Origin of the sequence: Marivita cryptomonadis, from assembly GCF_002115725.1 — a bacterium.
GTDB lineage: Bacteria > Pseudomonadota > Alphaproteobacteria > Rhodobacterales > Rhodobacteraceae > Marivita > Marivita cryptomonadis.
On the sequence record NZ_JFKD01000013.1, the window covers coordinates 91,519 to 113,503 of the forward strand.

General features: G+C 59.7%; 26 protein-coding genes. 5 read left to right on the forward strand and 21 right to left on the reverse strand.

The window, feature by feature from the left end; all coding sequences use genetic code 11:
• Positions 1 to 5 precede the first annotated feature (5 nt).
• Together MCRY_RS15030 and MCRY_RS15035 are read right to left on the reverse strand one after the other, a co-directional pair.
• Positions 6 to 1,622 (reverse strand): GMC family oxidoreductase, encoded by a 1,617-nt coding sequence (locus MCRY_RS15030; RefSeq protein ID WP_085631327.1) that lies wholly within the window; start codon positions 1,620 to 1,622, stop codon positions 6 to 8.
• Positions 1,623 to 1,743: 121 nt separating this feature from the next.
• Positions 1,744 to 2,586 carry a LysR family transcriptional regulator gene (locus tag MCRY_RS15035; protein ID WP_085631329.1) on the reverse strand — a complete coding sequence of 281 codons (843 nt, stop codon included), beginning with the start codon at positions 2,584 to 2,586 and terminating at the stop codon, positions 1,744 to 1,746.
• Positions 2,587 to 2,692: 106 nt separating this feature from the next.
• Between MCRY_RS15035 and MCRY_RS15040 the strand changes: the two genes are divergently transcribed.
• The 5 genes from MCRY_RS15040 to MCRY_RS15060 all read left to right on the forward strand — a co-directional run bounded on the left by MCRY_RS15040 (position 2,693) and on the right by MCRY_RS15060 (position 7,430).
• Positions 2,693 to 3,292, forward strand: a complete 600-nt coding sequence (locus tag MCRY_RS15040) for an amino acid synthesis family protein (protein WP_085631331.1) — start codon at positions 2,693 to 2,695, stop codon at positions 3,290 to 3,292.
• Complete coding sequence (locus tag MCRY_RS15045; protein ID WP_085631333.1) at positions 3,264 to 4,043, forward strand: alpha/beta fold hydrolase; 780 nt, start codon at positions 3,264 to 3,266, stop codon at positions 4,041 to 4,043. Before MCRY_RS15040 ends, MCRY_RS15045 begins: the two co-directional genes overlap by 29 nt.
• Positions 4,044 to 4,084: 41 nt before the next feature.
• Positions 4,085 to 5,119 carry an LLM class flavin-dependent oxidoreductase gene (locus MCRY_RS15050; protein ID WP_085631335.1) on the forward strand — a complete coding sequence of 345 codons (1,035 nt, stop codon included), beginning with the start codon at positions 4,085 to 4,087 and terminating at the stop codon, positions 5,117 to 5,119.
• 8 nt (positions 5,120 to 5,127) lie between these two features.
• Positions 5,128 to 6,606, forward strand: a complete 1,479-nt coding sequence (locus MCRY_RS15055; protein ID WP_085631337.1) for an aldehyde dehydrogenase — start codon at positions 5,128 to 5,130, stop codon at positions 6,604 to 6,606.
• 104 nt (positions 6,607 to 6,710) lie between these two features.
• On the forward strand, positions 6,711 to 7,430 hold the full coding sequence (locus tag MCRY_RS15060) for a GNAT family N-acetyltransferase (protein WP_085631339.1): 720 nt from the start codon (positions 6,711 to 6,713) through the stop codon (positions 7,428 to 7,430).
• An 88-nt stretch (positions 7,431 to 7,518) separates the two neighbouring features.
• Here MCRY_RS15060 and MCRY_RS15065 read toward each other — a convergent pair whose 3' ends face one another.
• From MCRY_RS15065 to MCRY_RS15145, 19 genes are all read right to left on the reverse strand, one after another.
• The gene (locus MCRY_RS15065) at positions 7,519 to 7,989 is read right to left on the reverse strand and encodes a Dps family protein (protein WP_085631341.1); all 471 of its coding nucleotides are present in this window, start codon (positions 7,987 to 7,989) and stop codon (positions 7,519 to 7,521) included.
• Between the two features lie 105 nt (positions 7,990 to 8,094).
• Complete coding sequence (locus MCRY_RS15070) at positions 8,095 to 8,517, reverse strand: hypothetical protein (RefSeq protein WP_085631343.1); 423 nt, start codon at positions 8,515 to 8,517, stop codon at positions 8,095 to 8,097.
• Between the two features lie 39 nt (positions 8,518 to 8,556).
• Entirely contained in the window at positions 8,557 to 8,817 is a 261-nt protein-coding gene (locus MCRY_RS15075; protein ID WP_085631345.1) for a DUF1289 domain-containing protein, read from the reverse strand.
• An 80-nt stretch (positions 8,818 to 8,897) separates the two neighbouring features.
• Positions 8,898 to 9,062 carry a hemin uptake protein HemP gene (gene hemP, locus MCRY_RS15080; protein ID WP_138488113.1) on the reverse strand — a complete coding sequence of 55 codons (165 nt, stop codon included), beginning with the start codon at positions 9,060 to 9,062 and terminating at the stop codon, positions 8,898 to 8,900.
• A 5-nt stretch (positions 9,063 to 9,067) separates the two neighbouring features.
• A complete protein-coding gene (locus tag MCRY_RS22940; RefSeq protein ID WP_171046144.1) occupies positions 9,068 to 9,238 on the reverse strand; it encodes a hypothetical protein in 171 nt (56 codons plus the stop codon).
• 233 nt (positions 9,239 to 9,471) lie between these two features.
• Positions 9,472 to 9,798 (reverse strand): heme-degrading protein HmuQ, encoded by a 327-nt coding sequence (gene hmuQ / locus MCRY_RS15085; RefSeq protein WP_085631350.1) that lies wholly within the window; start codon positions 9,796 to 9,798, stop codon positions 9,472 to 9,474.
• Positions 9,799 to 9,907: 109 nt separating this feature from the next.
• Positions 9,908 to 10,570, reverse strand: coding sequence for a DUF4386 family protein (locus MCRY_RS15090; protein ID WP_085631352.1), 663 nt, complete (start codon positions 10,568 to 10,570; stop codon positions 9,908 to 9,910).
• Positions 10,567 to 11,433 (reverse strand): SDR family oxidoreductase, encoded by an 867-nt coding sequence (locus MCRY_RS15095; RefSeq protein WP_085631354.1) that lies wholly within the window; start codon positions 11,431 to 11,433, stop codon positions 10,567 to 10,569. Before MCRY_RS15095 ends, MCRY_RS15090 begins: the two co-directional genes overlap by 4 nt.
• An 11-nt stretch (positions 11,434 to 11,444) precedes the next feature.
• Positions 11,445 to 11,621: a hypothetical protein gene (locus MCRY_RS22945; RefSeq protein WP_171046145.1), complete on the reverse strand. Its 177-nt coding sequence runs from the start codon at positions 11,619 to 11,621 to the stop codon at positions 11,445 to 11,447.
• A gap of 21 nt (positions 11,622 to 11,642) precedes the next feature.
• On the reverse strand, positions 11,643 to 12,008 hold the full coding sequence (locus MCRY_RS15100; protein ID WP_085631356.1) for a glycine zipper family protein: 366 nt from the start codon (positions 12,006 to 12,008) through the stop codon (positions 11,643 to 11,645).
• Between the two features lie 116 nt (positions 12,009 to 12,124).
• Positions 12,125 to 13,150 (reverse strand): AraC family transcriptional regulator, encoded by a 1,026-nt coding sequence (locus MCRY_RS15105; RefSeq protein WP_085631358.1) that lies wholly within the window; start codon positions 13,148 to 13,150, stop codon positions 12,125 to 12,127.
• Positions 13,151 to 13,245: 95 nt separating this feature from the next.
• Positions 13,246 to 14,973 carry a hypothetical protein gene (locus MCRY_RS15110; protein ID WP_085631360.1) on the reverse strand — a complete coding sequence of 576 codons (1,728 nt, stop codon included), beginning with the start codon at positions 14,971 to 14,973 and terminating at the stop codon, positions 13,246 to 13,248.
• A gap of 4 nt (positions 14,974 to 14,977) precedes the next feature.
• Positions 14,978 to 16,075 (reverse strand): protein-glutamate methylesterase/protein-glutamine glutaminase, encoded by a 1,098-nt coding sequence (locus MCRY_RS15115; protein ID WP_085631362.1) that lies wholly within the window; start codon positions 16,073 to 16,075, stop codon positions 14,978 to 14,980.
• Between the two features lies 1 nt (position 16,076).
• A complete protein-coding gene (locus tag MCRY_RS15120) occupies positions 16,077 to 16,916 on the reverse strand; it encodes a CheR family methyltransferase (RefSeq protein WP_238939458.1) in 840 nt (279 codons plus the stop codon).
• 8 nt (positions 16,917 to 16,924) lie between these two features.
• On the reverse strand, positions 16,925 to 17,389 hold the full coding sequence (locus tag MCRY_RS15125) for a chemotaxis protein CheW (protein WP_085631366.1): 465 nt from the start codon (positions 17,387 to 17,389) through the stop codon (positions 16,925 to 16,927).
• Positions 17,389 to 19,077 carry a methyl-accepting chemotaxis protein gene (locus tag MCRY_RS15130; RefSeq protein WP_138488085.1) on the reverse strand — a complete coding sequence of 563 codons (1,689 nt, stop codon included), beginning with the start codon at positions 19,075 to 19,077 and terminating at the stop codon, positions 17,389 to 17,391. The genes MCRY_RS15125 and MCRY_RS15130 overlap by 1 nt, the downstream gene beginning before the upstream one ends.
• On the reverse strand, positions 19,077 to 19,559 hold the full coding sequence (locus tag MCRY_RS15135) for a chemotaxis protein CheW (RefSeq protein WP_085631368.1): 483 nt from the start codon (positions 19,557 to 19,559) through the stop codon (positions 19,077 to 19,079). The genes MCRY_RS15130 and MCRY_RS15135 overlap by 1 nt, the downstream gene beginning before the upstream one ends.
• Positions 19,556 to 21,592, reverse strand: a complete 2,037-nt coding sequence (locus tag MCRY_RS15140) for a chemotaxis protein CheA (RefSeq protein WP_085631370.1) — start codon at positions 21,590 to 21,592, stop codon at positions 19,556 to 19,558. The genes MCRY_RS15135 and MCRY_RS15140 overlap by 4 nt, the downstream gene beginning before the upstream one ends.
• Positions 21,589 to 21,957 carry a response regulator gene (locus MCRY_RS15145; protein WP_085631372.1) on the reverse strand — a complete coding sequence of 123 codons (369 nt, stop codon included), beginning with the start codon at positions 21,955 to 21,957 and terminating at the stop codon, positions 21,589 to 21,591. Before MCRY_RS15145 ends, MCRY_RS15140 begins: the two co-directional genes overlap by 4 nt.
• Positions 21,958 to 21,985 lie beyond the last annotated feature (28 nt).

Below are 21,985 nucleotides of genomic sequence, written 5' to 3' on the forward strand. Positions count from 1 at the left end.
TCCTTTCAGCCAAGCGCATCTTGCAGGATGAGGTCTGATGCTTTTTCACCCACCATGATAGCGGGGGCGTTGGTGTTGCCGGTGGGGATGGACGGAAAGATCGACGCATCCGCCACCCGCAGCCCGTCGATGCCACGCACCCGCAGGCGCGGGTCTACAACCGAACTGGCCGGATCGCTGCCCATGCGACAGGTCGAGCATTGGTGAAAGACGGTCCACGAGGTTTTGCGGATATAGGCTTCGATGGCGGCGTCATCGTCGACCTGCGCACCGGGCAACAGTTCACTGTCGATCACGGCGCTCATGGCTTGGGTCTCTGCGATCCGGCGCATCAGTTTCGTGCCCTCGACCATCAACGTGCGATCATAGTCAGTGGACATGTAGTTCGGGTGCATTTCAGGTGCTACGAACGGGTCAGGTGATCGTATTTGCAGGTGCCCGACGCTCGTTGGCTTGCAGGGGTTGAACCCAATCAGGAAACCGGGGAACGGGTCGGGGCTCATCAGGGGCCGCACGCCGACAGGCGCTCGGGTGTAGCTGACCGGCGAAAAGTAGAGCTGCATATCGGGTCCGGGGGAGTCGTCCAACACACGGACAAATCCACCCCCCTGATTGAGGCTGAGCGACAATGGACCTTTGCGCGTCAGCGCATAATGCAGCGCCGCTTTGACCTTGCCCATCAACGGACGGAGTTCCTGATTGAGGCTGGCCACCTTGGACACAAACAGATTGTCGCTGCCCAGATGGTCCTGAAGGTTCCGCCCCACCTGCGCCGCATCCAGCAACACGTCGATTCCGTGGTCCTGCAAAACCTGCCCCGGTCCGATTCCGGACAGCTGCAAGAGCTGCGGTGAATTGATGGCCCCGCCAGAGAGGATCACCTCGGCCCGCGCTCGGGCGGTTTTGATCTGACCCTTGTGCCGATATTCGACGCCGATGGCGCGGGTGCCGTCGAACAAGACCCGGGTCGCATGCGCGCGAGTGCGGACCTCGAGGTTTGGCCGCTTGCCGGCGGGGTCGAGGTAACAGCGCGCCGCCGAGGCACGGAACCCGTTGCGCGTGGTGATCTGGTAAGTTGTGGCGCCTTCCATATCGGGGCCGTTGTAATCAGGGTTGGTCGGGAACCCGGCCTGTGCGGCAGCTTCAAGGTAGACGCGGGTCAGGGGATGCACTTCGGGTCGGACGTCATGCACCGCAAGTGGCCCGCCCTTGCCACGCGCCGAGCTGGGCGCGCCGTCCCAGTTTTCCATCCTACGGAACAGGGGTTCAACATCGCTCCAGCCCCAGCCGGGGGCGGCGGCGTTCCATTCCGCGTAATCGTTTTGATGCCCGCGCACATAGACCATCGCGTTGATCGAACTTGATCCGCCCAGCACCTTGCCACGCGGCCAGTAGATCGGGCGATTGTCCAGATTTGGGTCCGGTTCCGTGATGTATTTCCAATTGACCGCGGCGTCGTAGAAGATCTTGCCGTAGCCGATGGGGATTTGAACCAAGGGGGTTTTATCGGACCCGCCCGCTTCGAGCAGAAGCACTGTGTACTTGCCTGAAGCCGTCAAACGATTGGCAAGGACCGATCCAGCGGACCCCGCTCCGACGATCACGAAATCAAATGCGTCCAAGCCTGTCCTCCGATGGGTGGCGTGCCAGTTTTGTGCAACGATCGCGGGTGTTGCGAAATCGCCAGTGGCACAGCGTTAAATGGATCGTTCCGGTCGCGCAAGCCATCGCATTTGGCTGTGATCATTTCACCAATTGCTCAAGGAACCACGCCCTGAACTGCGACGCTGCGTTGCTGGGTTCGGCAATCGACAGGAAGTAGCCTTCTTGGCTTGGAATGGATGCCGAGTGTGCCCGTTCGACCACGCCGGTCTGTATCGCATGGCCAGCCAGCACCGCACTGACCAGCGCCACGCCATTGCCATGTGCCGCCAGTTGCAACGCCATGCCGTAGGTGTCGGCAAAAAGCGATGGTTTCCGATGGCCGCCCACCTTGTCCGACCATGCGCGCCAACCGCCTGAGGTGCCCACCGCTTCGATCAAGGGCAGCGTATCGAGCGTGCCTGTGATGGCAGGGGATTTCAGCGCGATCAGGTTGTTGGGGTGCAACGGCTCGGCGTTCTGGCCTGCCTGTTTCGACGATCCAAACCGGATTTCGACATCGGCACGGGCTGAGTGGAAATCATCGGGCCAGATCGCGCTGAGAAGGCGCAGCCGGATATTCGGATGGCGCGCGGTGAAATCGGGCAGGCGCGGGGCAATGACCCATTGCGCCACGCTGACCGAGGTTGCGACAGTCAGCAGGTTTTCCACCGGCCCGGCCTCAAAACGGCTTGCCGCGCCCGCCAGTGCATCAAGCGCCGCGCTGATCTCGGGCAAGAGCCTGCGCCCGTCATCGGTGAGCATCAATCCCCGCGCTTGCCGGACGAAGAGAGGCACTCGCAGGCGCAACTCCAGCGACTTCACCTGTTGGCTCACGGCGGATTGGGTGAGGCCGATTTCTTCGGCAGCAGCGGTAAAACTCAAGTGCCGGGCTGCGGCCTCGAACGAGCGGAACCACGTCAGGGGTGGGAGGGATTTCGCCATGGGTCAAACCAGCCATTACTGTTATTAATACCTAGCCCTGCAATTCATTCGTTTGTCAAAGAATTTGCCGGTTTCTAGTGTCGCCGTCAGCGAACAGGAGACTGACATGACCCCAGAGATCCGCAAGATTGTGACCTATGACGAAGAGGTGTTGATCGAAGGGTTCAAACCGGCTGATACTCCGTGGCGCATGTTTGCAGTCGCGGCGGTTGTGCGGAACCCATGGGCGGGGCGTTATGTCGAAGACCTGACACCGGAAATCCGCGCCTACGGCCCAGTGCTGGGCGATATGCTGACCGACCGGATGCTGCGGCTGGCTGGCGGCGGCGATGCCATCGAAGCCTACGGCAAGGCGGCTGTGGTGGGTCTGGATGGCGAGGTCGAACATGCCTCGGGCTTGATTCACACGCTGCGGTTCGGCAACCACTATCGGCAGGCGGTGGGGGCCAAGTCCTATCTTGCGTTCACCAACACGCGCGGTCCCGCGAATGCGCCGATCATGGTGCCGCTGATGGACAAGAACGATGCCGGGCGCAGGTCACATTACCTGACCATCCAGTTTTCCATTCCCGATGCGCCACGTGCGGATGAGATCGTTGTGGTGCTGGGTGCTGCGACGTCGGGTCGGCCGCATCACCGTATTGGTGACCGCTATCAGGACCTTAAGGATTTGGGACATGATCTGGACAACCCGGCAGCGGTCTGACCGATCTGGCCTTGCCGCGATAGTGGCGGGTGAGGGGGCGCAGATCGTGCTGTTGCACGGTGTTGGCTTGCGTGCTGAGGCATGGAACCGACAGATCGACGCTTTTTCAGAGCGGTATCACGTGACCGCGCTGGACATGCCCGGCCATGGGGACAGCGCGGTGCGGCCCAACCTGACCCGTGTGTCCGACTATGCCGATGCGGTGCTTGGCGCCTTTGACGGCCCTGCGCTGATCGTGGGGCATTCGATGGGTGCGATGATCGCGCTTGATCTCGCGGTGCGTGCGCCGGAACGGGTCAAGGGTGTTGTCGCGCTGAACGCGATCTTCGAGCGCAGTCCTGAGGCAGCGGCGGCTGTACAGGCTCGCGCGGCAGAGTTGGACGGTGTCACCGTGGCAGATCCGACAGGCGCGTTGAACCGCTGGTTTGGTGCCAACGATTCTTCCGAATGCGCGGCCTGTCACGACTGGCTCTGTTCAGCGTCGCCCGAAGGCTACAAGGCAGCCTACACCGCCTTTGCGCACAATCCCGGCCCACGCCGTTCAAACTTGGAGCGACTGTCTTGCCCCGCGCTGTTCATGACGGGGGCTCTGGAGCCGAACTCGACACCTGCGATGTCGGAGGCGATGGCGGCGCTCACTCCGAAAGGGCGCGCGATCATCGTGCCGGATGCGGCGCATATGATGCCCATGACCCATCCCGAAGTGGTCAACGCGGCGCTCTTGGATTTTGCGGCTGAGGTGTTGTTGTGACCCCGGCTGGTGTTGCTTTCATCTTGGAAAGGATCTGAGGCATGGAGTTCTCGCTTTTCGTGCACATGGAACGGCTGACGCCGGACCAGCCCCATGACCAGTTGAACGAAGAGTTCATCGCGCTGTGCAAGATGGCTGACGACGCAGGGATGCGGGCGGTCTGGACAGGCGAACACCACGGGATGGAGTTTACCATCGCGCCCAATCCTCTGATGTCCTTGGTGAATGTTGCACATCATACAAAGAACGTGCGTCTGGGCACTGGGACAATCATCGCGCCGTTCTGGCATCCGATTAAGCTTGCCGGTGAAGCGGCGTCGGCGGACCTGCTGACCGGGGGGCGGATCGAACTGGGCATTGCGCGTGGCGCGTATTCCTACGAATACGAACGGCTCCGGCCCGGAATGGACGCGTGGGAGGCCGGGCAGCGGATGCGGGAAATCACGCCGCTTCTTCGCAAGCTTTGGGTGGGTGATTGCGCCCATGAGGGGGAGTTCTTCCAGTTCCCGGCCACCACATCAGCCCCGAAACCTGTGCAACCCGATGGTCCACCGATCTGGATCGCCGCGCGTGACCCGAACAGCCATGAATTTGGTGTCCATAACGGGTTCAACATTCAGGTCACGCCGCTCTGGATGGGGATGGAGGAGATCACGACTCTGATGGGCCGGTTTAACGATGCTTGCACCAGTTACGATGGACCGCGCCCCAAGATCATGCTGTTGCATCACACCTATGTCGGTGCGGACGAGGCGGATGTGGCTGTTGCGGCCAAGGAATTGTCGCGCTTTTATTGCTATTTCGGGGCATGGTTCCAGAACAAGCGCCCGGTCAGCCAAGGTTTGATCGCGCCGCTGAGCGAGGATGAGATGAACGCAAACGCGATGATGTCCCCCGAGAACATGGCGCGCGACCTGACCATTGGTACGGCAGATCAGGTGATAGACCAGATCAAGGCTTATGAGGATTTGGGCTATGACGAATATTCGTTCTGGATCGACAGCGGTATGAGTTTCGAGCGTAAGCGCGCATCACTTGCGCGGTTCATCGACGATGTCATGCCAGCTTTTCAGTGAGGGATTCCATGACCCAGCTTCCGCATTACCAGCTTTTCATCGACGGTGCCTGGACCGACGGGGGGAGCGGGCAGGTGTTGACGTCGCAGAACCCGGCGACGGGCGCGGATTGGGCGACGTTTGCCTGTGCGGATGCGGGGGATGTGGACCGCGCGATTGGGGCTGCGCGGCGGGTGCTGAACGATCCGGCATGGCGCGACATGACCCAAACGCAGCGGGGCAAGCTGCTGTATCGTCTGGCGGATTTGATAGCGGAGCATGCCCAAGAGATTGGTCGGATCGAGACCACGGACAGCGGCAAGCTTTTGGCGGAAACCGCGAGCCAGACCGGGTATATCGCGGATTACTATCGCTATTATGCAGGTCTGGCCGACAAGATCGAAGGTGCGGTTTTGCCGATCGACAAGCCCGACATGCATGTCTTCACCCGCCGTGAACCGATTGGCGTCGTGGTGGCCATCGTGCCTTGGAACGCCCAGATGTTCCTGACCGCGACCAAGCTGGGGCCAGCTTTGGCGGCGGGCTGTACAGTGGTGCTCAAGGCGTCGGAGATCGCGCCTGCGCCGATGCTGGAATTCGCACGTCTGATAGAACAGGCAGGCTTTCCGCCAGGGGTGGTGTCGGTGATCACGGGCGATGCCGAGAACTGCGCTATCCCGCTCACCCGCCATAGGGACGTGGACCGGATTGCCTTTACCGGCGGGCCGGAAACAGCGCGGCATGTGGTGCGCAATTCGGCCGAGAATTTCGCGGTGACGACGCTGGAACTGGGCGGGAAATCCCCGATCCTTGTGTTCGAGGATGCGGATCTGGATGGCGCGGCCAATGGGTTGATCGCCGGCAATTTCGGCGCGTCGGGGCAAAGCTGTGTCGCGGGCAGCCGGGGATTGGTGCATCGGTCGGTGATGGACGACCTGATCGCCCGGATCAAAGCCAAGATGGCTGATGTGGTGATAGGAGACCCGCTTGAGGCCGTCACGCATATCGGTCCGCTTTGCACAGAGGCGCAGGTCATGCGGATTGAGGCCACTTTGGCTGCTGCGGTTGAAGGCGGCGCGCAAATCCAGTTCGGCGGCGCCCGTTTGGATCGCCCCGGGAATTACATGGCGCCCACTTTGGTCAAATGTGCTGATGCAGACACCGAAACGCTCAAGGTCGAGATGTTCGGCCCGGTCATGTCGCTGTTGCCGTTCGATACGGAAGAAGAGGCCATCGTATTGGCCAACGCGACCCCGTTTGGTTTGGGATCGGGCGTCTTTACCCAGAATGTCGCCCGCGCACATCGCGTGTCGGCGCGGATCAAGGCGGGGATTTGCTGGGTGAACACTTACCGTGCCGTGTCGCCGATCGCGCCGTTTGGCGGGTTCAATCAGTCAGGATATGGGCGCGAAGCGGGGATCGAGGCGATCCACGATTACACCCGCACCAAGACGGTTTGGATCAGCACGTCCGAGGCGCCAATGGCCAACCCGTTTGTGATGCGGTGACCCTGTGCCGCGTCGCTTGGGCTGAAACAAACAGCAAAGAAGTATTTTTGTTGCAACTTTAAAAATCGCCCCCACATACACCACAGTTCCGAGAGGATTGTGTGATGTTGGGTGACTCCAAATTACTGACCCTGCCGTGTGGCAAACCCTTTCGCTTGGATCGCTCGCGGTCGGATGGCATCCTGAGCCAGGACGAGCTTGCTTTCTGCACGTCTGAGGGCATTTCGGTCGCTTACGACCCGGCGCAATGCGGATGGGTGTTGGCGCAAAGCGTGGACGATCTGTTTACCAACGAAGTGACCGATCCGGCGCATCCAAGGGCCGGGCGCGTACGCCGCAGCGTTGGTTTGCACCTGCATCTGCGCCCGTGGGAAATGGGGGATGCCCCAAGGCTTGCCGATTTACTGAACGATCCCGTTCTGTGGGCCACGCTTCCAGAGCCGTTTCCCAATCCTGTCACGGTTGAGTTGGCGCAGTCGCTCATCGAGATTTCGATGCACGGGACCCATCATCAGGTGCATGCCGTGATCTACGACGATGTTCCCATCGGGCAGGTGCGGCTGCAATACGACACGGACGCGACCGGGCCACGATTGGCAGAACTCAGCTATTGGATTGGCCGTGCGTATTGGCGGCAGGGGTTCGCCAGTGCCGTCGTGCCGCCGTTTGTGCGTCAGTGCTTTGCTGAAGACGTGGCGCTGATGTCACTCTGCGCGCGGGTCAAAACTGGCAATGTGGCATCACTGCGGGTTCTCGGGAAAGCAGGGTTTCAAGATGAAAGCCCAGCAAAGCGGTCTTGGAGACTGCTCCGCCGGGATCGCTGAAGGCGTATCGCCCTGCCAACCTGATCAAAAATCTGCGCAATGCGGCTGTCCACGGTGTCAAAAGCGAAAACCTGCGTGTGGACCACCGTCAGGCCAGATGCGAGCGCAACATCCAAGCGAATTTTTCATGCGTCTGCCCGCGTGCAATGCACAGATCTTCGGTCAACGTATCGCCGTGCTGTGCTGCAAGTTCGCCTGCGCCCGCCAAGGTTTCAGCAAGGGTTTCCTGCGCTTCTTTCATCAGGCGGATCATGTCTTCTGCCGCAGGTGCACCTTCGGTTTCGGACACTTTGGACCGCTTCAGCATGCCGGCCAATGTACCCTCGGCATGTGCGTCCAAGGCCTTGATCCGTTCCGCCAGATCGTCTTGGGCGACAAAGTGATCTTCGTATATTTTCTGGAACAGGTCATGAAGGGGGCCAAAGGCCATGCCGGTGACATTCCAGTGGAAACTCTGCGCCAGCATGGTGGTGACGGCGGTTTCGGCCACGCATTGGTTCAGTGCGTCTGCAAGCTGGGTTGTGGCGTCGGTGGAAAGGGATTGTGCGGTCTGTGTCATCTGCAGCTCCTGTGAAATGGAAAGGGGCGCTGGCTGGCGACGGGCTGGCTTGCAGGGTCAAGTTAGAGTGCGCGTTGCCTGACGACAAGCATGTTTAGAATCTTTCTAAATCCTGTCGAAAGTGTCGACCACATTGCGCAACAGCGACACCAATGTGCGACGTACGTGTTTTGGCACCCGCGAATGCAACAGGAAGGTCGCGCTTGCCACGTCATCGGTTTTCAAACTGCGCGCGAGGGCCAGCAGCCAGTCTTCGTCAAAGCTTGTTTCTGTCTCGCCGGGACGAAACAGAACTGGGCGTTGGCCAAGTGCTTGTGACAGGCCGCGCACCAGAAGATCCGTGGCCGCCAGAGACGCGATCCGGGGGTCACGTGACAGCAGGGCGCAGGCTCCGAACAGGTCGACATAGCTTTTGCACCGCGCTGCCCGCGCAGACTGGCGAAGATGATCGATAAACCGACCATTCGCATCATCGTCGCGCGGTACTTCGAACCTTGACGTGGATGTCTGTCGTTGTGCGGCTGTCATGTCCTGCCAGTCCCGTCTTGTCGTGTTGCCAAGGGCGTGTCAGGCGGCCTTGCCGCCATTGAGGATTTCCAGTTTGACCTTCTTCTTTCCGCACCGTTTTGCATAGGCGGTTTCCCAGTGTTTGTATCGTCCCATACAGCTTTGCTGCGCGACGACCAATTCGACAAAGGCTTCGCGATGCGCGTTTTTCTTGAAGGATTTGAAGGCGGATTTCTGGTCCTTGGTCATGGAACAACCAATGCAATGTCCCTCACGCTTGAATTTGCAGACGCCGATGCAGGGGCTGGGAACTTTCGGCATTTTGGCCTCGCTTGAAGGAAGATCTGGTGTCGCTGTCTGGCTCAGGCAGGGCCATTGCACCCTGTATCGGGGCTGTGTCCCTATTTTGTCAGGATCAGCTTGCCCGCGCGCGTGATGCGGAGGGTGTATGTCTGCCCGTCGAGAACAATCGCGGCCTTGAGCCCGTTCAAGATCAGATCGCGCGCATCATAGACGGCTGTCCCGTCTGCGTCGTCAATGTTGCGCGGGGTTGGGAGGTTCTGCATCAGGCTCATTGCGCCTCTCCGGAATGGCGAACGCGGTCGCGTTGCATGTCGATGATCTGTTCGAGGGCAAATCCTTCGATGGCGCTGTGTTCGCTGTTCGATTGGATCAGGTCGCGCCAGCCCAAAGAGCTTGGCGGCGTCGGTCTTTGAGTCAGTTTCGGCACGGGTGTCGTCATGGGTCTCTCTCCTTTCCTGTGACATCCGGGCTGCCATTGCGGTGGCTGGGATGGGGCACGATCATCGCGCGATGAAACCCGATAGATTCAGTCGGGAATGACCTAAGCTATCTGTATCTGACTTTTTTAGTCAAGTAAGAATCTGGCTTTAAATGGTCTGACAGCCGCGTCAATCCGCCCGTCGGGCAGACGGTTGGCGGCGATGCGCCGGTCTGCGTAGATCGAGTGCGATGTCAGGTTAACTGCAGAGCGTCGATCGACTGGATTGAGGTGAAGCCTTCAAAGCGCGGTGCGCCGTCGTAAAGCGTGCGCGTGTCGCCCGCACGAGCATGTGATGCGCGGAATTCGGCACTGGTGGTCCAGGCCCGAAAATGGTCTTCGTTTTCCCACACCGTGTGCGACGCATAAAGCACGCTGCCAGACTCCTCAGGACCTCTGAGCATATGAAACGACACGAAACCGGCCATGTCCTGCAACCGGCTTTCGCGCGACAGCCACAGCTCTTCGAACTCTGCAGCGTTTTCCAGTGGGACGGTAAAGCGGTTCATGGCGAGATACATGGGATGTGTCCTTTGATCGGTCTGTATTGAGTCGGATGGTAACAGGTCAGCGCCGCCTGTGTCAGGGTGAAGGGGACCCCCGACATCCCTTCTTAGCCGACAGTCCCCATCACCCAGAGTCCGAGGCGCGTAGCAAAACGCGCCCAACAAGCAGAAACCACAGGATCGCGCCCAAGCCAAAGACTGCTCCAGCGCTGTCTGCAACGGATGGAACCAGCGTGGCGAGTCCTGCAAGTCCGGTGATCATTCCGGGGTAAGTGACCCGGCGCGGGAGGGCGGCTTTTGCGGCCCCCAAGCTGCTGACGCACAGGATCCATGCGGCTCCGGCGATCTCGTTACCACCGCCCAATCCCAATTCGACGCTGTGCAATATCTCCCACAGCGCTGCGGCATCCTGCGGAGAGGTGACGTAGATCGCGACCACGCGCTCGGTGGCGACATTGGCGATCATGCCAGCGCCCAGCACCAGCGTTGCCCAAACCACTCCCATCGCTTGCGCAAGCTGCGCCCATGGTCCGGATCCGGGCCGCAGGTGGTCCGACAGCGCCACCACGAGTACCAGAAGGGCAAGGCCATTGACGATGTAAATCGCCGTGTTCCAGACCGTTATGATGCCCGGAGAGCGATAGATGAACGCCGCAACCGCGTCGATGTCGATCTCTTTTGTGCCATAGCCCATCGGCGCCAATACCGTGACCAGCAATGTGAAACCGAAAAGATACGTGGCAGCGCATGTAAAGGCCGCATACCCGCCTGTACGGATGAGTGTCATCTGATCACCTCCAAACCCTGTGCGTCCCGAAGCGCCTTGAAGTGCTCAGACAGCCGGTGTGTGCCCTGTGGCGGAGCCACCATGTCAATCGCGCAAGCGGACAGGAAGAACGTCGCCGGTCCATGGACCCGACGCGGTGTGACCCACGGAAGCAGGCTCAACGCGCAGCGTCGCAGGGCATCCGGTAGGTGCGTGATCCGGATCGGCGCACCGATACTGGCGAATGCCAATTCGGCGAGTTCGACCTGTGTAAAGGTCTCGGGACCTCCGACATCCTGCCATGCTGTGCCGGCATCGGTTGCGTCTGCCACGACATGTGCCAAATCCGCGCCATGGATCGGGTTCATCCGGGTCAGACCTGACCCGAACAGCCAGACGCGCCCCGACCGCGCCATGCTCAGAACGTCCTCTATGTCAGAAAAATAGCCAGACGGGGCAACCACCGTCGACGCGATCCGAGACGATCGCAGTGCAGCCACGAAATCGGCTTTTGCGGCCACCAGTGGGAGATCGCGCAAGGCCGCTGCGTTCAGAACATGCAGGTAGGCAAAGCGGCCGACGCGCGCGCGTTCCGCCTCGTGCAGCAGGTTGAGATTGGCCTGATAGTCAACGTCGCGGTAGCCAACCCCATCGGCTTGTTGTGTGATCCCCAGTGCGGACACCACAAGGTCCACCCCGTCCATAAGCCCTGTCAGGCTTTCGGGCTGCGTCGCCTCGGCTTCGACCACGCTGCTGGCAGCCAGCGCAACGGCAGTTTTTGCACTGCGCACCAAGGCAATGACGTACCATCCGCGTCGGCTGTATTCGGCGCAAAGATAGCGCCCAAGATAGCCCGTGGCCCCTGCGATAAAGACTGTTTTCATGTGGGCCCCCATCATGTCATGGCCAAGCCGATCAGGGCGACACAAGCCGCCAGACCGACAGCGATGCAAAGCCGCGCCTCGATGGACCGTGATCCGGCGGATTGTCGGACCCGAGCGGGATGCTGTCCGGTCAGAAAATCGTGCATGGCGTCGAAGCGATGACGCCGAAGTTCAAGTAGAGTGTGCATGGAAACGTCCCTTCGAAACCGTCAGCCGACAACCGGGTGGCCGCGGCCCTTCAGGCACGCGATGACGATGGCCTTTCGCCGCTCCGACACGTCAGCGGCACTTGCGATACCTCCGGCAAGAGCGCCCGCAACAGCACCCCCCAGCGCGTCGCCGTCTTCGTCCAAGTCGCCCAGCACAGCGCCCGCGCCTGCGCCCATTGCGGCGGCACCAAGGGTTTCCTGATCGAACTGGCGTTGGTTCCGCGCCAGAGCCCGGCACGCGGCCAGATCGGCGTCGAAAGCCGCGTTGGCGGGACCATCAAGGATCGGCGTGTGGTTTGTGCCGCTATCGGTACAGGCTGCGATCAAGAAAACGGTGCCGAACGCGGCAGAGGTCAATCGTTTCATGTGGAGTGTCCTTTTGCATCCAAAGTGATGGGTGCGGACATATCCACGCGGGCGAATTTCGGGGATGACCTCAGGTATCAATCAATTGACACCTCGACCCAATCTGGGTGTCCGGGTCAGGTGACGGTGTCTCGAAAGGCGGTTGGGCTTTGGCCGGTCCAGCGGCGGAACGCGCGTACAAAGGACGATGCTTCCGAAAAGCCAAGGAGATAGGCGGTTTCGTTTACCGACACTTTGCGTGCAGCCAGATAGTCGCGGGCCATGCGGTGACGCAGGTCGTCGTGGATGTCCGCAAAGGTCACGCCCTCTTCCTTGAGCCGCCGGTACAGTGTTTGACGGCTCATGCCCAAATCTCGGGCCACCTTGTCCATCGACAGGGAGCCTTCGTGCAGATCCGGCAGGATATGCGCCTCTATGCGGTCGCGAAACGTGTCGCTTTGCCCAAGATCATGCAGCAACTGGTCGGCATGGCGGGTGAACACCCCGAAGACATAGGTGTTGCCCGGTTCGAATTCCGTATCGCCGGAAATCCAGACAGGATCGATCCGCATGGCGTTGCGTTTGGCATGGAACTGCACCGGCACCCGGAACAGTTCGGGATACTCGTCCACATGTGGCGGCGGCGCATAGGTCACCTCCAGCTTGAGCGCGAAGGGTCTGTCGGGAAAGGACCGCCGAAATTCACTGATGAAGCGCGCGAACGAGGCTTCGATCCCAACATAGTCCGATGTTTGGATCGGCAGATGGTCGATGATCCAAACCTCGTTGCCGTCCTCCAGCAACTCGAACCTGTCGTGATCGCCGGGAATATTGGCGTCGGCCATAAGTCTGAGATATCGGTTCAACTGTTCAATCGAATGGGGCAGGGACGCGGCGTGGTGCACGATCTGCCCAACCACCGAGATCATCTCAAGCCGCGACTCAAGCGTGTGTCGCAGCAAAAGCGCTGTATCGCCCGTGGTCGCAATGGCTGCCGCAATCATGGACTGATACGCCAAAACCGGTACGCGCTGGTCCTGATCCGTCAGATCAGCAGGCGCCAACCCGGCCGACTGCAACAGCGCTTGCCTGTCTGCACCGCGCGACACCGCGTAGTCGAGAAGCGCCGACACAAATCCCGCGGCCATCATCGCCTGTGCCATGATCCCAAAACATCCCTTGGTCCAGGGCCAGCATAGGCCATCGGATCAAACCGACGGAACCCCCAAATCCGGCATGATGGCCGGTCAGGGGGGCTTTAGAAAAAGATGTCGTCGAACGGATCGTCGCTGGCCGCCGGAGCAGGGGCTGTTTCGGCAACGACAGTCGGCATCTCGGTGTCTTCGGAGACCGGGGGCAGAATGACTTTGCGATGAATGTCGCGTTCTCGTTCCATTGTGTAGATGGCGAACACCTCGGTCGCGACGCTGTCTTCCTTGCCGGGATAGCCATCCTGTTCGCAATCGTGGCTGAACATCCGCGCCGTTTTCTCGATCAGGTGCGCGTGGTCTGTGACTGGTGTCAGCCATCCGCGCGATTCATCCAGCGTTTCCCGGATCTCAGAGACGATTTCGCCACTGCGATATGCCGCTTCGCCGATGTCGTTGACGCCGTCCGACAATTGCCGCACGGTGCCTTGCGGCAGGGCGTTGGCGCGTTCGCTGGCGGTTTCCAGCAAGACGATGGTTTCGCCAGCGAGTTCGATCATTTCGGCCAATTCGGTTTTCACCACAGGCAACCGTGCAGAGGCGTCGCGCGCCAGCTGCTGCAATTGACCCGCGATTTCCCGCAGCGCCAGACCCCGACGCCCAAGTCGGGCGCAAGCGATCACTGCGTTGATCCCGATCATGCGCATCCGCGCCTCAAAGGATTCCCCGGCGGCAATAATGCTGGTGAGGGCTTCGAACTCTTGCGAAAGCGTGCGCGCAAAGGCCATGAGCTGGTCTTGGGTCGTGACGGCTTGCGCGATCCGGGTTTCGATTTCCTCAAGCCCGGTCTTCAACTTCCGCGATCCGTTGCGCTGTTCGAAGACCTGCAAATGGTCACGGACAAGGTTCAGAATGCCCTGTTGCAGCGCTGCCGATCCTTCGCGGATATTGTCGACGCCATCGGCGTGCGCCTGTGCGATGTCCTCCATCTGGTGTGCGGCCAACGCCGTCAAAGCCTCGGTTTCGTCCCAGGCTCCGGGAATCCGTTCCAGTATGGTCAGCACATGCTCCAAGCGCTGGCGGGTCGTGTCGCCGATTTGCAATCCGGCCACGGCGGTCGCTGACGCGCCCATCAGGGCTTTGGATTGGTCGGCAATTTCGGCACTGGCCGAGCCGAGCGTTTTGATATGCTCTTCAAAACTCGCCAATTCGCGGTTCAGGGCGGCAACCGGACCGGACAGGCTGGATGTCAGCAGGTCCCCGAGAAAGCGTGCACGGGTCAGCGCGTCGTCGCTGCCTTTCTTGATGCGTTGCATCGCCTCGTCCAGACCGGACAGGATGGTTCCCAATTCGGCCACGAGGCGTGTTGCATCCTCGGTGAAACCGGTCAGGTTCGATCCATTGTCTTCGGGGCCGACCCGGATGGCTGCGACCGTAATCCGCGCGTTCAGAACTACGATGTTCATCATCTTGAGTATGTCGCGCAATTCGCGCACCTGTCCGTCGACACCGCGCGCACGGGTCATCAGCGCTGTGACGTTGTCGAGAACCTTGAGCACTTCGTCGGACAGGGATCGCATCTCGGTGTCATGCCATTGCCCGTGCTGACGCAGCTCTGACAAGGTGCCCTTTGCGTTCATCTCGTCAAAGACCGCCAGCACATTACGCGTCTTGCCCAAGGCATCCGACGTCGCAGACAGATGATCGCCCGCCACAAGGAAAACCGCTTCCGTCTTCCGGCAGAGGTTCGAGATTGCGCGTTCCCGCGCTAAAAGGTCGTTGGGTTGTCCAGACGATGAGGCAGGAGCGTAAACCGCGTCGGTCAAGTAATCTTTCATAGTATCACCCAGCTTTGCGGGACTTGCCGCTGTACCAGCTCATGATTTCGGCGGACATTTGTGACAGAGGGGCGAGCTTGTCGACAACACCGGCTTCCACGGCCGAGCGCGGCATGCCGTACACCACACAGCTTTCCTCGGTCTGTGCCACGGTGTAGCCGCCACAGGTTTGGATCTCGCCCATACAAGTCGCGCCATCATCGCCCATGCCGGTCAGGATAACGCCCATCGCGTTTTCGCCAGCAGCTTGCGCCGCGGAGCGAAACAGCACATCGACCGAAGGACGGTGTCGGGACACATAAGGGCCATTCGCCACTTCAACGACATAGCCACGGCCTTCGCGGTGGATCAGCAGATGCTGGTCGCCCGGAGCGATCAGGGCACAGCCTGGGGTGAGCCTGTCGCCATTCGACGCCTCGATGACCTCGATCTTGCAGCGTTCGTTCAAACGTCGGGCCAGCGGTCCTGTGAATTCGGCGGGCATATGCTGGACGATTGCGATCGGGGGCGCGTTCTCGGGCAATCCAGTAAGAACCTGACGCAAAGCATCCGGGCCGCCAGTCGACGATCCAATCACGACAAGAGGTGTCGGACCGGCGCGTCGGACAGCCGGGCGTTTTGCAAGGATCTTGTCAGGGGACAGGCGTGCATCAGAGCGGCCTTCTTCCGTATTGACGCCGCGTGATGGGACATTCGGACGTTCGCCAACCGCCGCCCGAACCGCTTGGCCGATCCGCAGGGCTGCCCGGGTGCGGGCGTCCACGGTCGTAAGGTCGGGTTTGGCAAGAACCTCGGCCGCGCCCAAATCCAGTGCCGTCATCGCGGCCATGGAGCCTTTTTGCGAATGGCTGGAGCAAACAATGACCGGAACTGGGCATTGCGTCATGATCTTCTTGAGAAAGGTCAGGCCATCCATGCGGGGCATTTCGATGTCCAGCAGGATCGCATCGGGCAGTTCGTGCTTCATCCGCTCAACCGCGACAAACGGGTCTTGCGCCGTGCCGAACAGTGTCAGGCCGGGATCGGCGTTGATGATCGCCGAGAAGGCTGTTCTAACGGCAACGCTATCATCTACGATCAACACACTGATAAGATTTGTCATTTTAGACTTCCTTGCGATAGATCGCGGGTGCGACCTGACGGAAATGCGGCATACGCACGATCATGCTTTCTGAATGGCCGACAAACAGATGCCCACCTGGTGCAAGATGTCGGCCAACTCTGTGAAGAACCGCCAATTGCATATCCGGGTCGAAATAGATCAGGACATTGCGCAGGAAGATGATGTCGAGATCGCGGTCGACATTGTAGTCCTCTTGGATGAGGTTCATCTTCTTGAAGTGAACACGATTGCGCAGGGCGGGCGACATCCGCCATTTGCCCTGCCATTCGTTCTGGCCTGCGTAAAGATATCTGCTGCGCAGCGCTTCGGGCACCGGCGCGATGACCGTATCGGAATAGATACCCCGGCGCGCATGTTCGAGCACACGACCGGAAATATCCGTGCCAAGGATGCCCCAGTTGAACCCGGGATAGGCCAATGCATGTTCGGCCAGCAGCAGGGCTATGCTGTAGGATTCAGCGCCGGTCGAGGCAGCCGCACTCCAGGCTTTGAACACGCCTGAACCAGCACGGGTCTGATTGCTTCCGAGAATGACATTCCGAAGGTAGTGGAAGTGGTCGATTTCGCGGAAAAAGTCGGTCTTGTTGGTGGTAACCGTTTCTTCGATGTGCCGCATCTCAGAGGTAAGACCGTCATTTTCGAACAGGTGCCTGAAATATTCCTGAATATTGTTCAGGCCCAAGGCGCGCACCCGGCTGGCAAGGCGGGTTTCGATCATCCCGCGTTTGGTCTGCGGGATGCAAACACCAATAGAGTCCTGCACCATGCGGGCGAATGCCTCGAAGCCCAGCTGCGCGTCACCGAGGGGAGCTTGGTTCATCACAAGGGTCATGCCGCACTGAGTTCCGAGGTAAGACCGTCGAACATGCGGTCGACATCTAGAACGGTGACGAGTTTTCCGTTCCTGCGACCGATGCCTGCAATCATACGATCTCGCCAGTTGAAAAGGCCCGCCTCGGGCAAGGGTTCCATGTCGTCATTGTCCAAAGCGGCAACTTCGATCACGCGATCTGCACGGAAGCCGACAACCGTCTGCCGACCACCGCTGCGCACCCAGAACACCACGATCCGCGACATCTCGGTATCGGCCGTGGGGACCATGCCGAGCAACGCCCGCAAATCCGCAACCGCCACACCCATGCCGCGGACATCAATCATGCCCAGAAGCTGCGCTGGCGCATTCGGCATCCGGGTGATTGGTCGCAGGTCCAGGATTTCCTGGACCCGCTCCACGGGCAAAGCGAAGACTTCGTCGTCGCAGGCCAAAGTCAGAACGGCACCGACTGAGGACATTATCCGGCACTCCGCGGACGAAAGCTGCTGTCGAGATCGTCGGCGCTGTCACGCAGATCGAAGTCGAAACCGCCAGACGACTTGGCTTCCTTGCCGCCCACCAACCGGATCGCCTTTTTGGCCAGGTTCGTGTTGCGGACGAAGACGGCGGGTTCGGACTGCGCATCGTCGGAGACGAGGAAGAACTTGATCGACGCCTGAAGCTGCTCGGACTGGCTTGCAAGGGCTTCAGCGGTTGTCGACATCTCGTCTGCCGCCGAAGTGTTTTCCTGGGTGACCTTGTCCAGCTGCTGGATGGCGATGTTCACCTGCGTGGCACCTGCATCCTGCTCTTGGCTGGCGCGGGAGATCTCGGCGACAAGCTGCGATGTCCGTTCGATATCCGGGACCAGTTCCTCAAGCATTTCGCCTGCTTCCTGCGCGGCTTTCACAGTGTTGCCCGATAGATTGGAAATCTCGCCGGCGGCTGACTGGCTGCGTTCCGCAAGCTTGCGTACTTCGGACGCCACAACTGCAAAGCCACGACCATGTTCGCCCGCACGGGCCGCTTCCACAGCCGCATTGAGAGCCAGAAGATCGGTCTGACGTGCGATCTCTTGCACCACGAGGATCTTTTCGGCGATCGTCTGCATAGCATTGACGGCCCGCGACACGGCTGCACCGCTTTCGCGTGCATCAGATGCGGATTTCAGGGCCATCTTTTCCGTGTCCGCAGCATTCTTCGCGCTTTGCTTGATGTTGGCTGCCATTTGTTCCATCGAGGCAGAGGCCTCTTCGGTCGCACTGGCCTGCTCTGTCGCACCCTGGCTCAGGGCTTCGGAGGTTGCAGACATCTCGGAAGCGCCGGTCGCCACATCGCGAGACGCAGACGATACGTTTGCCACAACTTCCCGCAGACGCAGAACCATGGTGTTCAATACCCTCAGCAGGTCACCGATTTCATCGTTGCTCGTAGCATCCGTGGTCTGACGCAGATCGCCATTTGCAACGCTTTCCGCGAGTGTCACAGCCGAACCGAGTGCGTGCTTCATGCGGCTGGTGAAGACCCAGACGATGGCCAGTGAGGCGAGGATAACGAGCAAGCTGACTGCGCCAATTGCGATCTGGATCTGGCGAGCAATGGTCTGTCCCGCAATCACCTGACGCTCAGCTTCGGCAAGCTGGAAGGAAATGAGCCCATCCAACGCATCATGCACGCCGTCGATCGGTCCGTAGAAGCTTTTCTTGATGAATTCGAAAAGCACAGGTTCGTTTTGCGTTTCCAGGATGCTCGCAAAGCGATCCATGGCTTGGTCGGCTTTGACCTTTGCGTCTACCACGATGTCTTTCAGTCTGATTTCTTCGGGCGGCAAGTAAGTCAGCAGATAGGCGTTCCATTGCTCTTCAATGACTGTACGTGCATGAGCAAGGTCCTCGCTACCGACCTGCCATGAAAGGCCTTCATCCAGAATGCCATTGGCGATCATGCGGGTGTGGATTGTGTATTCATCGTTGATGGTTTTGAGCTGGTCCAAAGGAATGACGCGATCCGCGTATACCGTTTCGATGCGGCTCAGGATTTTTTCCATCCCAAAGAGCCCGGCGAGACCGACAACGATCATCGCGACGAATGTCATCGTTTGAATGGCGATGATCTTGGTGGAAAGGCTGCTGAAAAAGCCCTTCTTTTGAATTTCTTGCTGCATCATCACGCGGCTACCTTTTCTTTCGCCGCGTCTGCGGCACTGTATGATTTGAAAATCGTGTCGAGGTCCGGGAACATCACGAAGGTGTCTTTGAGCTGGCCGATCCCGAAAACGAATTCAGGCGGCCAAGGAGACCCCACCGGTGGGACATCCTCGATTTCGGCGGTGTTTATGGTTGTGACCTCGTCGACTTGATCGGCGAGAATGGCCACGGTGGATTTTTCGTCTCCGATCCGGACCTCAAGAACCAGAACACGTGTGTCTTCGGTTGCGGGTGTGCGCGGAATTCGAAGGGCCACCCGCAGATCAGCAAGCGGAACGACGACGCCGCGCACATTGATCAGGCCAGTTGCGAAAGAACCGGATTGCGGCACGCGGGTGATCGGCACCATTTCAAGAATCTCGCGCAGGTATTCGGCCGGAAGAGCCAGTTTTTCCGTGCCCAGTCGGAAGGTAAGGATGTCTGTGTGGCTGGCATTTCTCATGCTGCGGCCTCCCGTCTTGCGCGCAATTCGACGTCGCGGCCAAGCGCGACAAGTTGGGTCGCGTCAAGGATCAGGGCGACGGTTCCGTCCCCCAGGATCGTCGCGCCCGAAAAGAACTTTAGGCAGGCGTGGAACTGCGACAGTTGCTTAATGACAGTCTGGTAGTTGCCAATGATCCGATCCACGACCAGACCAACCCGTCCCCCAGCAGAGGACACCACGACCACCTTTTGAAAATCAGGCGGCGTGCCGTCGATTTCGAACAGGTGACGCAGGCGCAGGAAGGGAACCAGCTCGCCGCGAATGTTCAGGTAGGACGACCCGCCATTGCCAACCGTATGGAGCGTGGGAAGCTCGACGCATTCCTCGACCGCCGCCAATGGGATCGTATAACGTTCGCCACCCACATCGATGAGCATACCGTCGATGATCGCCAGCGTCAGAGGCAGGCGCAGGGTCAATGTGGTGCCGTGCCCGGGTTCCGAGGCAAGGTCGATTTCGCCACGCAGCGACGCGATGGTCCGCATCACCACATCCATGCCCACACCACGCCCCGAAAGTTCGGTGACCTTGTCCACGGTCGAAAAGCCGGGCTGAAAGATCATGCGGAAAATCTCGCTGTCGCTCAGGTCGTCCCGCTCGGACATCAGACCCTTGCTGATCGCCTTTTCCCGGATTTTGGCAGGGTTCAGACCGCGCCCATCGTCACGGACGGTGATCAGAACCTCGGCTCCCGAATACCGGGCGCCTAGTTCGATCGTGCCGGTTTCCGGCTTGCCGACGGCGCGCCGGTCTTCCGGGGTTTCCAGCCCGTGGTCGACCGAATTGCGCAGAATGTGAACGAGCGGATCGGCCAGAAGTTCGATCACTGTCTTGTCGAGCTCGGTGTCTTCGCCAACGGTCACGAATTCCAGCGGTTTGCCCAAGGAAGAGGACAAGTCGCGCATCAAGCGACGGAACCGGCCCAGAATGCTACCAATCGGCACCATGCGCATCGACATGGTTGCATCCCGCAGCCCCGCGACAAGACGCTGGATATCTTCGGCGACCGACATCATGGAGGCGTCGTTTGTGGCTTCGGTCAAGGCCTGCAGTCGCGCCTCTGCGATCACCAGCTCGCCAACGCGGTCCATCAATTCGTCCAACCGTTCGGTGGCAACACGCATGGTTTCGCCAGCCGCGGCCTTGGGATTGGTTGGGGCTTTTGCCGCAGCTTGGCTTTGCGTTTCATCTGTTGCGGCGCGGGGGGCAGCACCGGGTGTTGCATCCATCAATGCCGGAGTGTCGACAGGTGCGGGCAGGGTTGCGCCCCGCCGTTCGACACTAAGATCCATCTCGTCGCGGACAAACATGAACACCATGTCGATATCTGCGTCGGTCAGGTTGGCGTTGATTTCGACCTCCCAGCCCGTCAGGCAGTCGGTTGGATCAAGCTCTCCCAAGGTGGGGATGCGGTCGTCGAGCGCACGGACTGTGGTGTCTCCGTAGCCGCGCAGTTCTTCGATCAACAGAGCGGGATTGCTTCCAAGCCGCAGGGCGTCGGAACCAAGCCAAAAGCGAATGACGGTTGTCACTTCACCCAAAACCGGCTCTTCAACAGGGTGCGGTGTTTCTGCAGCCTCGTCTTCAGCAATGTCGGTGTCGTCGCTGTGATGGCCGGGGCGCATCAATTTGCGCAGGTTCGCAAGAATGCGCTGATTGTCTGCATCCGTTCCCTCGACGGCTTCCATCAACTTGCCGATCTGGTCACAGGCCTGAAGCGACAGGCCGATCAGGTCGTTCGAGACCGTCGCACGTCCATTGCGCAGATCGTCGAAGGCGGTTTCGAATTCATGAACGAATTGCGACAGCTCGGTGAAACCGAACATCGCACCCGATCCCTTGATCGTATGCATGCTGCGGAAGATCGAATTGATCAGTTCCGTATCGCCGGGCGCTGCTTCGAGGTCCATCAAGCCTTTCTCGATGGACTGAAGCAGCTCCGAGGCTTCCTGTCGGAAGATTTCGGCGCCCATGTCGTCGAATCCGGTCATGCGCCGACCATTTTCTTGACGACGGCGAGGATCTGGTTCTGGTCGAACGGTTTGACCATCCAGCCGGTTGCGCCCGCGTCCTTGGCCTGTGCCTTGAGAGCGGCGTCGCTTTCTGTCGACAGAAAGACGACCGGAACGCCAACGGATTGCGGCGTTGCGCGGAATTTCCGGATAAAGCTCAGACCGTCCAGACGTGGCATGTTCTGGTCTGTCAAAACGGCGTCCACATGGGTCGACGTCGCCTTCTCGAAGGCGTCCTGTCCGTCTTCTGCTTCGATGATGTCATACCCGGCGGCTGCCAGTGTCATCTGAACCATCTTTCGCACAGAGGGAGAGTCGTCCACAACGAGAACGGTTTTTGCCATTTTCTATTTTCCTTTTGCTAAAATCAGG